At 61.9% G+C, this 13,105-nt stretch carries 13 protein-coding genes; 11 read left to right on the top strand and 2 right to left on the bottom strand.

The window, feature by feature from the left end:
• The first annotated feature begins 383 nt into the window (after nucleotides 1-383).
• The 6 genes from ASU23_RS02700 to ASU23_RS34155 all read left to right on the top strand — a co-directional run bounded on the left by ASU23_RS02700 (nucleotide 384) and on the right by ASU23_RS34155 (nucleotide 4,723).
• Entirely contained in the window at nucleotides 384-1,706 is a 1,323-nt protein-coding gene (locus ASU23_RS02700; protein ID WP_156423065.1) for a Rep protein, read from the top strand.
• Nucleotides 1,707-1,773: 67 nt separating this feature from the next.
• Complete coding sequence (locus ASU23_RS02695) at nucleotides 1,774-2,037, top strand: hypothetical protein (protein WP_058037143.1); 264 nt, start codon at nucleotides 1,774-1,776, stop codon at nucleotides 2,035-2,037.
• An 89-nt stretch (nucleotides 2,038-2,126) separates the two neighbouring features.
• The gene (locus ASU23_RS02690; RefSeq protein ID WP_058037142.1) at nucleotides 2,127-2,468 is read left to right on the top strand and encodes a CopG family ribbon-helix-helix protein; all 342 of its coding nucleotides are present in this window, start codon (nucleotides 2,127-2,129) and stop codon (nucleotides 2,466-2,468) included.
• Between the two features lie 219 nt (nucleotides 2,469-2,687).
• Complete coding sequence (locus ASU23_RS02685) at nucleotides 2,688-3,221, top strand: hypothetical protein (RefSeq protein ID WP_156423064.1); 534 nt, start codon at nucleotides 2,688-2,690, stop codon at nucleotides 3,219-3,221.
• A 339-nt stretch (nucleotides 3,222-3,560) separates the two neighbouring features.
• Complete coding sequence (locus tag ASU23_RS02680; RefSeq protein ID WP_058037140.1) at nucleotides 3,561-4,349, top strand: ParA family protein; 789 nt, start codon at nucleotides 3,561-3,563, stop codon at nucleotides 4,347-4,349.
• A complete protein-coding gene (locus ASU23_RS34155; RefSeq protein ID WP_172826994.1) occupies nucleotides 4,349-4,723 on the top strand; it encodes a hypothetical protein in 375 nt (124 codons plus the stop codon). Before ASU23_RS02680 ends, ASU23_RS34155 begins: the two co-directional genes overlap by 1 nt.
• Before the next feature lie 175 nt (nucleotides 4,724-4,898).
• Here the strand turns inward: ASU23_RS34155 and ASU23_RS02670 are convergent, their stop codons facing one another.
• Nucleotides 4,899-6,128 (bottom strand): IS110 family transposase, encoded by a 1,230-nt coding sequence (locus ASU23_RS02670; protein WP_044480144.1) that lies wholly within the window; start codon nucleotides 6,126-6,128, stop codon nucleotides 4,899-4,901.
• A 371-nt stretch (nucleotides 6,129-6,499) separates the two neighbouring features.
• Between ASU23_RS02670 and ASU23_RS02665 the strand changes: the two genes are divergently transcribed.
• The 4 genes from ASU23_RS02665 to ASU23_RS02650 all read left to right on the top strand — a co-directional run bounded on the left by ASU23_RS02665 (nucleotide 6,500) and on the right by ASU23_RS02650 (nucleotide 12,423).
• Nucleotides 6,500-7,579 carry a DUF2637 domain-containing protein gene (locus ASU23_RS02665; protein ID WP_082661294.1) on the top strand — a complete coding sequence of 360 codons (1,080 nt, stop codon included), beginning with the start codon at nucleotides 6,500-6,502 and terminating at the stop codon, nucleotides 7,577-7,579.
• Entirely contained in the window at nucleotides 7,579-9,435 is a 1,857-nt protein-coding gene (locus tag ASU23_RS02660) for a hypothetical protein (protein WP_058037139.1), read from the top strand. Before ASU23_RS02665 ends, ASU23_RS02660 begins: the two co-directional genes overlap by 1 nt.
• Nucleotides 9,436-9,437: 2 nt before the next feature.
• A complete protein-coding gene (locus ASU23_RS02655; protein ID WP_058037138.1) occupies nucleotides 9,438-10,235 on the top strand; it encodes a hypothetical protein in 798 nt (265 codons plus the stop codon).
• Nucleotides 10,236-10,434: 199 nt separating this feature from the next.
• Nucleotides 10,435-12,423, top strand: coding sequence for a cutinase family protein (locus ASU23_RS02650; protein ID WP_058037137.1), 1,989 nt, complete (start codon nucleotides 10,435-10,437; stop codon nucleotides 12,421-12,423).
• Between the two features lie 35 nt (nucleotides 12,424-12,458).
• Here ASU23_RS02650 and ASU23_RS33785 read toward each other — a convergent pair whose 3' ends face one another.
• On the bottom strand, nucleotides 12,459-12,695 hold the full coding sequence (locus ASU23_RS33785; protein WP_156423063.1) for a hypothetical protein: 237 nt from the start codon (nucleotides 12,693-12,695) through the stop codon (nucleotides 12,459-12,461).
• Between the two features lie 49 nt (nucleotides 12,696-12,744).
• Here ASU23_RS33785 and ASU23_RS02645 point away from each other — a divergent pair, with 49 nt between their 5' ends.
• A complete protein-coding gene (locus ASU23_RS02645) occupies nucleotides 12,745-13,068 on the top strand; it encodes a hypothetical protein (protein WP_058037136.1) in 324 nt (107 codons plus the stop codon).
• The last annotated feature ends 37 nt before the right edge of the window (nucleotides 13,069-13,105 follow it).

Here is a 13,105-nt window from a genome sequence, read left to right as displayed (position 1 = left end):
GGCAGGAATGACCCTCTCACTGCGAGGTGCCCAGTGAACAGCCGCATATACACCATCCACGGACAGGGGCCTGAGCTGCCCCGATGGCGAAATTCGCTCCCGCGTGGCTCACCGATGACAGAGCTTGCACGTGCTGTGATGTGGGGTGGCTATACCCATCTTCAGAAAGGCACCACACAGCAGCGAGTGCACACCGTGAAAGACCTCGATACCTAACTCCATAGACGCAGTACAACCCCAGAAACGACGAAACCCCCTTGCGGGGGTTTGTGAACCAAGTTCGTCGAGTTAAGCGAGAGCCTGGCCGGGCTCCGGTCGTAACTGGTGAAGAAGAAGTGTGGAGCTTCAACTTCGGTACTGCATTTCCCCGAAGGGACAAAACCGTGCAGGTCTTGTCTCAGGGTAGCTCACACCCTGAACCAGGTACAACAGTTATCAAAAGTGATTCGTTCGGCGCGTCGCACACCGACAGCGCCGTCGAAAGCACTGCTCATTCGGCGATAAACGACGTCGACGCCGAATGGGCCGAGACGGTCCGCATCGCAAAAGAACGCGTCGAACAGCTCGAAAAGTTCAACGCCGAGAGCGGCCAGCGAGGCACCTCGTGGGCCCTCCCCGTCGAGCCTTCCGAACAGTCCCGCGTTCCCATCTGGTCCGGCCGCACCGAATGGCTGCGTCAACTCCGGCACCAGGTCACAGAAACCGAACACGGCCGCGCTGCACTTGCCGCGAACCGCATCGCTGTCGACACCCTCATGGCATGCGCCAACGCACACGCCCGTTTCGCAGAAACCCGCACCGGCCGCGGAGTTACCGCGTCGAAAGCCGTGATCGCCGAGCATGCAGGGGCATCCAACAGCACAATCATGCGGTCACGCCGCGTACTCAAAGCCCTCGCAATGGGCGTCGAACATGCCAGAGGACGAACCCTGTCGACGTCGGAGTACATGGCCGCGGAAGCACATCACGGAGGCCGTCAGCACAAGGCTGCGTCGACCTGGTCGCTCTCCTCACCGAAGTCCGTAGTGATGGCCACTCCCCCGCTCGAACGCCCTCGCCGCGGCCGGCGCACTCGCACCGTTGTTCGCGCAGCAGCAATTTGCCCGAGCAACATCACCCCGCGCGAGCGCACCAAGGCCACTGCCAGCCGAAGCTCGATACGAACCCACCGTGACCCCCTATCTTCAAGTGCTCTTGTTAGTTCTTTTTCTTCCGTAGGAAGTTCTCACCAACGCGCACGCGCGAGGAAAACCATCTCCACCAACACCCACCGACCAATCGAATTGCAGCGAGCTGCCGCAGCGCTTGCAGCCCACGCACCGGTTTTCAACATTTCGAGCCACATCGGAGTCATCGCAGACGGAATACATGCGGCCGGCATCGACCCCACCCGCTGGACCGGGCGAGACATCGCCCAGGCCCTCTCACGGCACACCGCCGACAACGGCCAGATATGGCCCACAGCCAGCGAAATCACATCCCCGGCAGCGTTCCTGCGGTTCAAACTCTCGCAACTCGATTGGACTGGGCCCTCGCCTAGCGAGAAGCGCGCTCAGGCTGACGAGTTCCGCCGCAGGGAAATTGCCGAACTCCAGGCCGAACTGGCACGTCGAGACGCTGCACAAGCCTCATCGGCGACCCGAGCAGCCGCCCGGGCATCCTTCGCACAACATTTGGCCGCAGTACGGACGTCACGATCGAGTTGAGCATTCAGGCGAGGCACTTCAATTAATTTTGTAGTACAGATTCGTGATTTTGTAGTACAATACTGGTATGGGTTTCACATGGGGCAAGAGCGCCGACAGGCATGAAATTGATCCGGAAGACGGGATACATGCCATGTTGAACGCCATCCACGAGGAAACCCTGGAACCTCGAGGACCCAACCCCATTCCCCCGAAGTTGTACATCGGCCCACCTAGGCAGATGGGGGGACCATTGCTCGAAGTGATGGTCTGGGTGGAAGAACCAGACACTGTTTACGTCTTCCACGCGATGGAGGCCAGGCAGAAGATCCTCGATCGCATGAAAAAGTGACACCTGATGCGTACCACCCAGCTAGACAGCACAAGCAACCCAGACGCGACCCAGAACACCCATCACCGCATTCGCGGGAGGCATACGACATGAACACCGACAAGAAAATCGACTACGACAACATCGACTACGACGCTGTTTCCGCGTGGGCAGAAAACGACATGGAAATACTGCCCGTCAACCCCGAAACCACCAAGAGTGGCGCCGAGGCCGCGAAATCCGGACGCGAAGTCCTTGCGCGGGCCGGAGTTGGCCGACCATCTCTCGCTGGTAAGGGCAAGGCCGGCACTTCCCCGGTACGTCAGTTCAGGCTCTCTCCTAAGCTGAGTGCAAATGTTGACGCGTTGGCGAAGGTGCAACACCGCAGGCCGAGCGATCTCATGCGAGAAGCGGTCGAGGTTTACGTGCGCGACCATTCAACGTCCCCATAACCGGGGTTCTGCCCAATAGCTGAAGACGAGGACGCCGCTGGGCTCGTGCCGGCGGCGTCCTTGGCTATCTGCATCATCCGAAACCTGTCGAGTGCGGCTGACACGCGCTAAATTCGGGAAATGCACGCACAGGTTCGGCAATCTGGAGCATGGCTCCCCTTTAGCCGTGCGGCCGGTGAAGCTCCTGATCAGCAGGCCGCCGACAATCTGGAACATTGGATGGCCGAACGCACAAACTTTACGAAGCGCGTTGGTCTCTTCCCGGACGCTCACACCCTGGACCAGGCGGACGCCAACACTCTCCGACTAGCCGGCCCTCAAAGATTCCTGACCAGGACATATGCCGGTGGTCGTGCGCAAGGGCCAGTTGTGGCGGTTCATCCCACTGTCGATGGTCTAGCTCAGGTCAGCCGCTACGCGATCGACGGAGTTCTTGTGGTCATCGAATTCGGATTCACCCCGGAGCTCGTGGGTTGGGCAACGGCGGTGCAGGCATACAACGCACGAACCGACGCCGAAACACCTCCACTGAGCGCCGATCTACATGCCCAATTCACCTCGATGTTGATGTGGGAAACGGAAATCGGCCAGGGCGCCGCCCGTGGTGCAGGACGTGGGCGCGTCCAAGGCCCCTTGAGAATCATGAAATCAGAAGGGCTGAGCGAGGAATTCGTCATCGGGTACTCGCTCGCACTTGGCTTGAGTAGTCACTACTTCCCTAAGCTCAGCGCGCATTACAGAGCTGCGGACTGAGCGCCTAGTTGCTGGCGCGGCGCCAGAGTGCGCAGCCACACGCGGTGAATTTTGTCGCGACAGGGGTGTAGCCAACTCATCCGAGCTACTCCCCCACCATGACTTTTGCGGGGCAGAGCTGTGTCGCCAATCCTCGATTCGGCCGCGATCACTGGCCTGGAGTAATGAAACCGCAGGTCATGGCCGCTAATCTGCTATAGCCTCATGGCTCATAACCATATGTACCAGCAGTTAATGCAAGCTAAGATGAGTTGCCATTAACTGATATGAGCATAAATATGGTGCAGGTAGAAAATATAAGCTAATATAAGTACCCATATGGGAATGAGAGGAGGGGCTATGACGATTACCGCGATCGCCAACCTCAAAGGCGGGGTCGGGAAGACGACCGTCGCCAACGGTATGGCGCATGCCGCAGCAGCGACCGGCAAATCATGCCTGCTGGTCGATGCCGACATGCAGGGCAACTCGACGAAGCATCTGACGGGATACTCGGCATCATCGCCGGCGCCACATTCGTTGGCGGATGTGCTGGACCGCAACATCGACCTGCCGACCCGTGACGCGATCATCACTGCGCGTCGTGAGCAAATAGACGTATTGCCTAGCGGGTTCGGTGAGCTGCAAGCAGTCAGTGATCAACTCGGCACCAAACCTGGCGGGGAGATGGCTTTCGCTCGGGCTCTCAAGCAGGTTTCCGGCGACTACGACAACATTCTGATCGACTGCCGCCCAGCGATCGACCTCGTTTCACGGAGTGCTCTCTACGCTGCCGACAATGTTCTGATCGTCGTTCAACCTGAGCAGGACGCACTCGACGGGCTCGACGCGATTCGCGACGCCCTCGAAGACATCGCCAAGTACATGGACAAGGTGCTTCCGATAGCAGGGATCGTCGTCAACAGGGTTGACGGTCGCCGTGGTGACCATGCAAAGACCCTCGACTACCTCAAGGGGTACGCAGCTGAAGACGGGATCGAATTGCTTGGCGACCCGATTCCTCAGCTCGCAGACATTTCCAAGCTCACAACCGTCGGTATGGGGTTCGATCAGCATCCCAAGGCGCCGGCCTGGGCACGCAACCTCCACACAACATTCATCGACATTCTGGAGAAGGTGACTACCTGATGAGTGGCATTCCTGAGCCTGCACGGCCCGCGCCCCGCCGTTCTCGCAATACATTCGAGCAGGCTGCGCAATCGTTGAAGGGTGAGGCTGCGACGCCTGCATTGCAGTCCGACGCAACGCAGAAGCCTGTTGCGCAACAAACGACCCCGGCGTCGAAGAAGCGGAAGGCGGCCACGACGGACATCCTGCTGTCTCTCACCGAGGACCTGAAAGACCGGATGGTTGCCACGCTTGAATACACGCGCCCGCGTACTGGCATCACCAGTCAGCAGCAGTTCATTCGTACCGCGATCGACCAGCTGTGCACTCGCCTGGAAACGGAGTTCAACGATGGTCAGGCGTTCCCTCCGCCCGCGCAGGGAATCAACTTATAGCCCATATGGGCTATAAGAGAAGATATGGGCTGTCGATGCGTCTGCAACGCCGCCACCAGCGCTGTTGCACGATTGAATCAGCAGTCCGCCAGATGCAACGAGGCCCCGCCGGCTGGAATCCGGCAGGGCCTCTGCGACCGGGAACCCGTGGAAGACATCTCACGGGGTGTAGGAGTCAAGCCGCGATCGGGAGGGGAGGTGGAAATGCGTGCAGTTCGTCGAAGAATTCGCGGGTGGTAAGGCAGTGGTGGAGTTGGCCGAGGAATCGGTTGAACAGGTGTCGTTGGGCTTGGTGGTTCCAGTCTCCGCCGGCGCGGCGAGCGTCGAAATGTCGTCGGGCGCCGGGGGACGCTTGCAGGGCGCTGAACGCCCAGATCGTTCCCGCTGCTGCCAGTCGCCGGTTCTTGACGTGCCGGTGCAGGACGAAGGTTTTCTTCCCGCTGGCACGGGTGATCGGGGCAGCACCGGCGTAGGCCTTGAGGCCGCGCGCGGTCGCGAACCTGTTTCGGTCGTCACCGATCTCGGCGAGCACGCGAGCACCTGCGAGCGGCCCCAGACCGGGAAAGCTGGTGATGATCTTCGCATCCGGGTGCTCGGAGAAGAGCACGCTCACGTGCGCGGCGAGGGTCTCGGCGGCTGTGCAGGCGGCGTCGAACTGCCGCAACAGGGTCATCAGGCTGATTCCCATCGCTGCTTCGATCTGCGGTGGCTGGCGAAGCGCCGGGGCGCGCATGATGGCCCGCAGTCGTTCGACGTCTCGGTCGAGGAATCGGGAACGTCCGGCTCTTTTGAGTGCTGCTTTGAGTTGGGGCCGGGTCAGGGCGGCAGCTGCGGTCGGAGTCGGAGCTGCAGCGAGCACGCTTCGGGCATCAGGGCGGGTCAGCCCGTCTTCGAGCGACTGAAACGCGGTCAACGCTGCCGGGAAATATTCCTTGAGCAGCGAGCGGATCTCGTTGCCGAAGCGTTGCCGAGACCAGACGGCGTCCTGCTGGGCGCGGGCGAGAACCCGAATGGCCAGAGCGCTGTCGGTATCCGCCGGCAGTGGGCGGTGCGCGACGGCGTCGGTGCGCACGATATTCGCCAGCATGACCGCGTCGGCGGAATCGGATTTCGATCCGGAGACCGAATGCCGGGACCGGTACCGGGAGGCCGCGAGCGGATTGATCGGGTAGATCACCCGGCCACTCGCGCGCAGTCCGGCAACCCACAGGCCGTGATCGGTTTCGATCCCGACTGGGATCGGATCTTCGGCGGTGTCGCCGGCTTCGGCGAATGCCTCGAGCAACCGGGCGAACCCGGCAGCGTCGTTGTCGACTCGTCCCCGGCTCACGACTTCGCCCAGGTCGTTGAGGATCGCGAAGTCGTGATGGTTTTCGGCCCAATCGATTCCGCAGTACAGTCCCACCGCGCCTCCCAATGTCGATGTGCAGGTTGCGAACCCGTGTGGTGCACGCGGCGACCTAATTGCAGGACTCGACGGTCCGTCATCTCACCAGCCGTTCGTGACACCAGCGCACCGCAGGGCGCTCGATCTGCCGAAGAGCTCACGGCTCGGGAACACAGAAGAAGAGATCATCCCTGCGGCGGGCTCGTACCACGACATTTCACCACGCCGAATGGTGCACTGCCCGGCGCTGCCTCTCTTCCAGAAGGCGTCGCATGCGCCGGGAAAACCCTGGAGTCCGCCTGGCAGTGCACCCGCAGAAACAGCAGACCAGCGTGAGCGTTGTTGCCCGTCGGTCCGTGCTTCTACACACCAATTAGGAAGACCCGATCATGACCGACTTTAATCTCCGCGCCGCACGTATCCAGCTTGGTGCGTTGCTCGTTGCGCTTGTCGTTGCGATTCTCATTGCGCTGGGCATCACCACCGGCGCATTCGTGTTGTCTTTTGCCGTGCAACGGGACCTCGCGCGGCAGGCGTTGATACCTGAGCATCTGACGTGGATCTTCCCCGCGATCGTGGACAGTGCAATCTTCGGCGCAACGATCGCAATCGTCATCCTGAGCAAGCTCAAGGTGAGCCGGTGGGACAAGCGGTTCTACATCGCGCTTGCTGTCGGTGTCGTCGCGATCAGCATCCTCGGCAACGCCTATCACGCGTTTCACGCCGCCGTTGCGGCGCAAGCAACAGTCGACAGCGGGGGAGTGCTCGGGTTCGTTCCGCTGGCCCCGGCCGTTGCAGCAGCCATTGCGATCATTCCGCCCGTGCTGGTCCTCGCCTTCACCCACGGCGTCGGGATTCTGATCAAGGCGATCGGCGCCGCACATTCGCAATACTCCGAACTCGTCCGATCGGGTGACCACACACTTCCTGTCCACGAGGATCTCGATACTGCGGTGTACGTGCGTGCTGCCTCCGAGGTGGCGCCGATCGAGACCGCCGTCGACGTTGCTCCTACGGAAGGCGTTGCATCCGATCCCGTCGAAATCGCCACGGAACCCGCTGTTGCACCGGTTGTTGCTGCTGTTGCGCCGACCGACGCAATGCCGATTGCGCCTGAGTCTGCCGCGGCGGAGTTCGTCAGCGAACCAGTGCAGGCAGAACCTCAGACGGTTGAACAGCTCCTCGCATTCATCGAGCACTCTGACCTCGACCCGATGGTGAAAGCGACAGCGACGCTCAAGATCAACAACCCGGATCTGACCTTCGCCGAACTGGCCGAGAGAACCAACGTTCGAGCTGCAAGCACCGCAATGCGCCGATACAACCGAGCAGAAGACGCCGCAATTGCGGCCGGTTTCACCATCCCGCCGCTGCCGACCCTCGACGAGGTCGCCCGTGAGGCGTTGGAAAGTGAGCGCAACGACGGCGACCAGCGGGTCGATCTCGAAGCCCAGTTGGTGCACAGCTGATGAGCCGCAAAGAGAATCCGAAACCCGACGTTGCGGACCAGATCGCGCTCTTCGACGTCACCGCCTCGGCAGAAGCAACGCCCGAGATCGAAGGTGCGGACGTTGCAGGTGCCGAGTCGACAACGGACGTCATTGCAGACGCTGAGGCAACAACGGCATCTGAGAACGAAGGCGCCGCAACGACTGTGGACCCTGTTGCAGCAACACCCTCGCTGGAAGAATCCGAAGCAACGAACTCGGCAACACCGGCGGCTGCGGTGTTGCCGGCCGCGAGTGGCGATGCGGACGGGCACGCAATCATCGTGACCGCCGCCGGCTCCTACACGCCTTCCGGTGAGAAGCTGACCGGCCCGGTGGATTCGGTGGAAAAGCTCGACAAGCTGATTCGTTGGGCCACCCTCACACCCTTGGGTGCGCCCGCGCAGGTGTGGGTCGTCGGAATCGACGCGTGCGAGATGTTCGGCTGGATCATCGACCCGGGCGATGAAGACGACGTCGACGACATGGAAGTTCTTCGCACCCGAGCTGCCGAAGAACTCACCGGGGTACTCCAGGCCACGTTGACACCGATGCTCACCGCCGGGTGGGAATTGCGCGGCGATCCCGGCCACGTCGTGCATCTCTCGCGCACGACCGGCACCTTCACCTCGATGGTCGACATCTTCATCGAGCCGTACGTGTGGACCTACTGGAACAAAGATTTCGGCTGGAACAACCGCGTCGGCGACATGGGCATCCTCGGATCTCCCACCGCCGGAACGTACCTCCCGGACGATGACCTACCGGCAGCCCGCGAACTCGGACGACGACTGTCGTGGTGCGCCCGTTACCTCGGTGTCCTGCCCGGTCCCACCCCCGCGCGCACAGGTGCTGCGGTCCTCGACAAGATCAAGCGTGAACGCACCCGCAGCGGCAAGGGCATCGCGGTCACGACCGGTGGCCCCATCCCGCCGCTGAACGGGGAACCCCGCGGTGACCTCGAGCCCGAGGTCGGCTGGACACGCGTCTGCGATGCCGAGGACCTCACCGAGGCAACGCAGCTGGTCTCGATCGACCAGCGAGCTGCGTATCTCGCATCCGCCGGCATGCTCGAATTCGGCTACGGGAAACCGCGCCATTTGACCGGTGAGAGTGCAGTCAGCGCAGCAGCATCGGGTGCAAAAGGTGCACCGTTCGGGCTGTGGCGCATCACCCTGCCTGCGGGGAACATGCTCGCGCTGCCCGCGAAACTTCCACTCCCGCACCCGCACATGCTCGCTGATCAGCCTGTGCAGACCTGGGTCACCTCCGTGAGCCTGGACGCGTTGCAAGCCTCTGTCGCCGACGGAGGCATCGGCGCCGAACTCGACGATCTCGACATCGTCGAAGCCTGGGTCTACCCCGAGCAGGGGCGCGCTCTCGACAAGTGGGCCAAGATCCTGCGCGAGGGCCGCAAGGTCGCCGCCACGACCGGTGACGTTGCGATGAAGCGGTTCCTCGGTGCCTGCTACAAGGGCTACATCGGGCGAATGGTGAACCCTGACATGTGGACTGCGAAACAGATGCAACATCACCACCAGCCGCTCTGGCGGGCGTCGATCATTGCGCATTGCCGCTGGCGTGGCCGCAGGGTCGCAATGCGCATTGCGCGTGAAACCGGTCGATGGCCGGTGCGCACGGTGACGGACTCCTGGGTATACCTGCTCGCCGACGGTGAAGACGTCGCAGACGACAGTGACGCGCTCGGCAAAATGTCCGTGGAGAAACGTACTGTCCTCACCGAAGCGTTGATCGAGACGTTCACCAGCGCTGGCGACACACACGAGATGAATCTCGCCATCAAGGGCGCATTCACACCAGGCGAGGAAGGGGAGTAGCGATGGCGTTGCATCTCCCGAAACCTCGATCGAAGAAGCCCGTGCAACAGGCAGTCGGGCTCGACGGGCTGAAAGTGTCCGTCTCCAATGCCGCGACCAGCGGAGTCGAGAAGTCCAAAACCGTCAAGACCGGGGGACTGGCAGGACTGACAAGCAAGGTCTCGGTCGCTCAGGTGCGCAAAGAGATCGGCAACGACGGCCTGCGCCAGGCAGCAATCGACGCCGGCCGTAAACCACCCTCGGATCGCACGTTGCGTCGGTGGGCGCAACAGGGCCGCGTCCCGCACGCGGACGTTGCCGAGCGGGCACAACGCCGCGCGGCGATCGAGCGCCTCGGCGGAATCGGGGAGGTGGCCAAGAAGATCGGCCGCTCACCCTCTGCCGTGTCCCGGTACCGGTCAGGGGAGACGAACGATCTGCGCGCCGATGCGAAGAAGAAACTCAAGAAGGTCAAAGCCGACGACGTCATGAAGCGCGCCGGAGTCCTGCGCCCGGACGGCACCCCGAAGAAGGCGACGATCCGCGTCAAAGGCGGAGTCTCGGTACGCAACGGGTCGGAAGAGGGCTACGACTACCGCGTCCGCACACTCGACTTCGCGAACTCCGATGTCCCGTTCACCGCTGAAGAGTCACGCGAACTCGCCGCGGCCCTCGCCAACGACGATCACGCACGGGTCGTCGCACTGCTGGAGCGTCACGCGACGTTGGATTATCCCGAGAACAAGGGATTCGACCAGTACAGCGATGAATTCGGGTTCCACTTCGACTCGATCGAGTCCGTCCACATCGACTGGCACTAACCTCGGTGCACCCGTTTTCGGGGTTCACAACGCAGCGAACCCATTCAGTTCGCAATGAATGTCAAACACTATTCGCGGCACTGACACCGCTGGTCAGTGCCTATTTAAGGTAGCGGAAACGCCGTGACACCCCGTTGAGATGAAACGCCGAAATAGGTGAACGTAGGCACCTGTGTCCGTTTCGGCAATCGAGGTGCCAATGCCCGCAAGACGTTCGAGATCCCGCCGTACCGTCGCACTGATCGTCACTGCGACCGTCGCCGGCGGAACAATCGCGCTCACTGTCCCTGCGATTGCCAACGCAGCGCCGGCGAACTGCGCGGCGACGTTCAACCTGTTCATCCCTGGGACCTGGGAGACCAGCGATACCGCCGATCCCGATCAGCCCGTGGGCATGCTCAAACCCGTTGCCGACGCACTCAAGAGCGAACACGGTAAGCAAGCGGAGATTTACACGTTGCCGTACATGGCCCGAGCCTTCGACAACGGTCATACCTACGCAGACAGCAAAGCCGACGCGATCGCGAAGTCAAAGCAAGTCCTCTCGGAGATCAAGAACTCCTGCCCGAACACGAAATTCACCATCATCGGTTACTCGCAGGGCGCGGACGCAGCCGGTGACCTCGCATCCGAGATCGGAAACGGCAAAGGCCCCGTCGACGCGAGCCAAGTCCTTGCCGTCGGTCTACTCGCCGATCCTGGCGCGGGCACAAAGGGTTCTGCGGTTGTCGGCCCCCGCACCTCGGGCCAAGGCATCGCTGATCCGAGACCACAGGGTATGGGTGCTCTGTCCGGCCGGGTCGCCTCGATCTGCGATCCCGGAGACTTGTACTGCTCGATCGAGAAGGGCTCCAGCCCGTTGCTCGGATCGCTCGGCTCGATCCTGAGTAAAAGTCCGAGCGGTGTCGACAGCAGCGGGACGGCCGGCGGGAACAGTCAGCTCGCTTCCGCGTTGACGTCGGACTTCTCCGGTGCGGACTTGCCTGCGTTGGGAACGAACGTCTCCGCGCTTGGCCAGCAACTCTCCGAGCCGACCGTGGACATCAAGAAGGTGGCCTCGACCGCTACGTCCATCGCGAAAACGCTCGCCCCACTCACTGACCTGCTCGATTCGGGAGCTGCAAACCCGTCGGCGAACGGACAGCTCGCGGCAGCGCCGGCCGGTACCGCCGAGCACAACGCGTCGGAAGTCCTCACCAAAGCCGGACAGTCAGACCTCACGACTGCCCTCGACACGGCAACGAAGCTCGCCAACACCGCAAACAAGCTCACCGGTGGAGATTCTCTGAGCCTGCCGTCGACCTCGGCAGAGGTGCAGACCTTGTCCAAGGCCGCGGACACCCTCGGCGTCCAGGTGGCTCCCGTCGCGTCGACGCCGACCGACGCACTCAGCTCAGCAACCAGCGTGCTGTCAGTGCTCAAGCCGACCGTGGTAGTCAACCAGGTCCTCAACGTGGCCACCGGCGTCACCTCGCTCGACATGCCAGGCATCCTGAACAACCTGACTCTGCTGCCCCAAAAGGTCGCCGCACTCGACGCACGAGGCGCCCACGACATCGCCGGCCAGCTCAACAATCAATTCTCTCCACTGGTCAAGATGGCCGCCGCTGTTGATCTGAAATGGGTTTCGCAGGTGCTCTCGGTCATCCCCGACCCCTCGGGCAGTACCCAGATCGCAGCCCTGGTCGCGTCAATCCTCGCCAACGTCGATGTCATCAAGCTGGCGAACATCGTCGGACAGATCCAGGAAATCGCTTGGGCCGCTGTCGAAAAGCTCCTCCCACCGCCCGGACAGATGCCCGACCCGCTCGGTGCAGCCGCAGCGATGACCGGCCTCGTTCCGGTCGGCCTGGATCTGGCATCAGTGGCCATGAACATGTTCTCCGGCAAAGCCACCAAGACAGCACCGGCTCTGCTGGGCAAACAGACGAACACGGTCTCGACGAACATCACCACCCAAGCCGAGAACCTGGACCTGCCACAACTATCGAATTCCCTGGTCAAGCTGTCGCAGTCGCAGGGTGCAGAAGACCTCGTCTCGCTGGTCGGTGAAGGTCTCAGTGCCGCGAACTTCTTCACCTCCGGAGCCCACACCAATTACAACGCCCTCGTCGTCGACAACGCCGGCCGCAACGCCATTCAGTGGCTCTCGGACTGGCTCAACCTTCAGATCGGACGTGCCGCATGAGCCATCGAGCCCACAACCCTTCTGCACGCTGGACCTCATGCGAGAAGTGCGGCCACCGCGGCTATCACACCCGGGGAGATGCGAAGACTGTCCGCAAACAACACCACGGAGACAAAGGAATGTCCGTCTTCGCGTGCCCGCACACCGAAGGCATGTTCCATGTCGGACACCGCCCGAACGCGTTGAGCCACGGCAACATCGACCGCCGCCGGTTGCGAGTGCAAGCCCGGCAATCCGTCGCAGCAATAGGGGAGGGGCAATGGTGAGCGCACGTACGACCTCCGCCGCCCACCTGTCCCGGCGCGAACCAGAGGAGAAACGATGAAACGAAAGATCGCTACATCCATCGCCGCAGCCGGGCTGCTCATCACCGCCATTTCCGGATTCACTGCAACCAGAGGGCTTGCCCCCTCCAGCCCTGCTCCCACCGCCGCGTCGTCGTCTTCCCTGGCCACGCAACCAGACGGCGCGATCCCCGGTCTCGACGATCTGATCGGAACACTGACCGTCATAGACAAACTGCCGAACGTGACCGGCTACGAACGAGAATGCACCAAGGGAAAAGCCCCGTTGACTGAACTAAATGCTGAACGGTGCAGGTCTGAAGGGGTGGGGTCGATGTGGGTCGGTAGCTTGCGGACATGAGCGAAGGGGAAAGTCCGAGAGATCTGTCGGGGCTGGT

It is taken from the genome of Rhodococcus sp. KB6 (assembly GCF_001445685.1).
Lineage (GTDB): Bacteria > Actinomycetota > Actinomycetes > Mycobacteriales > Mycobacteriaceae > Rhodococcus_F > Rhodococcus_F qingshengii.
The sequence above is the reverse complement of the archived record's forward strand: the minus strand, read 5'-3'. Positions and strand labels throughout refer to the sequence as shown.

Bases quoted from the DNA above. Each gene is read 5' to 3' on its own strand.
- ASU23_RS02660 (WP_058037139.1), top strand. From the start codon at position 7,579: ATGAGCCGCAAAGAGAATCCGAAACCCGACGTTGCGGACCAGATCGCG.
- ASU23_RS02695 (WP_058037143.1), top strand. From the start codon at position 1,774: ATGGGTTTCACATGGGGCAAGAGCGCCGACAGGCATGAAATTGATCCG.
- ASU23_RS02650 (WP_058037137.1), top strand. From the start codon at position 10,435: ATGCCCGCAAGACGTTCGAGATCCCGCCGTACCGTCGCACTGATCGTC.
- ASU23_RS02645 (WP_058037136.1), top strand. From the start codon at position 12,745: ATGAAACGAAAGATCGCTACATCCATCGCCGCAGCCGGGCTGCTCATC.
- ASU23_RS02685 (WP_156423064.1), top strand. From the start codon at position 2,688: ATGGCCGAACGCACAAACTTTACGAAGCGCGTTGGTCTCTTCCCGGAC.
- ASU23_RS34155 (WP_172826994.1), top strand. From the start codon at position 4,349: ATGAGTGGCATTCCTGAGCCTGCACGGCCCGCGCCCCGCCGTTCTCGC.
- ASU23_RS02680 (WP_058037140.1), top strand. From the start codon at position 3,561: ATGACGATTACCGCGATCGCCAACCTCAAAGGCGGGGTCGGGAAGACG.
- ASU23_RS02690 (WP_058037142.1), top strand. From the start codon at position 2,127: ATGAACACCGACAAGAAAATCGACTACGACAACATCGACTACGACGCT.
- ASU23_RS02665 (WP_082661294.1), top strand. From the start codon at position 6,500: ATGACCGACTTTAATCTCCGCGCCGCACGTATCCAGCTTGGTGCGTTG.
- ASU23_RS02655 (WP_058037138.1), top strand. From the start codon at position 9,438: ATGGCGTTGCATCTCCCGAAACCTCGATCGAAGAAGCCCGTGCAACAG.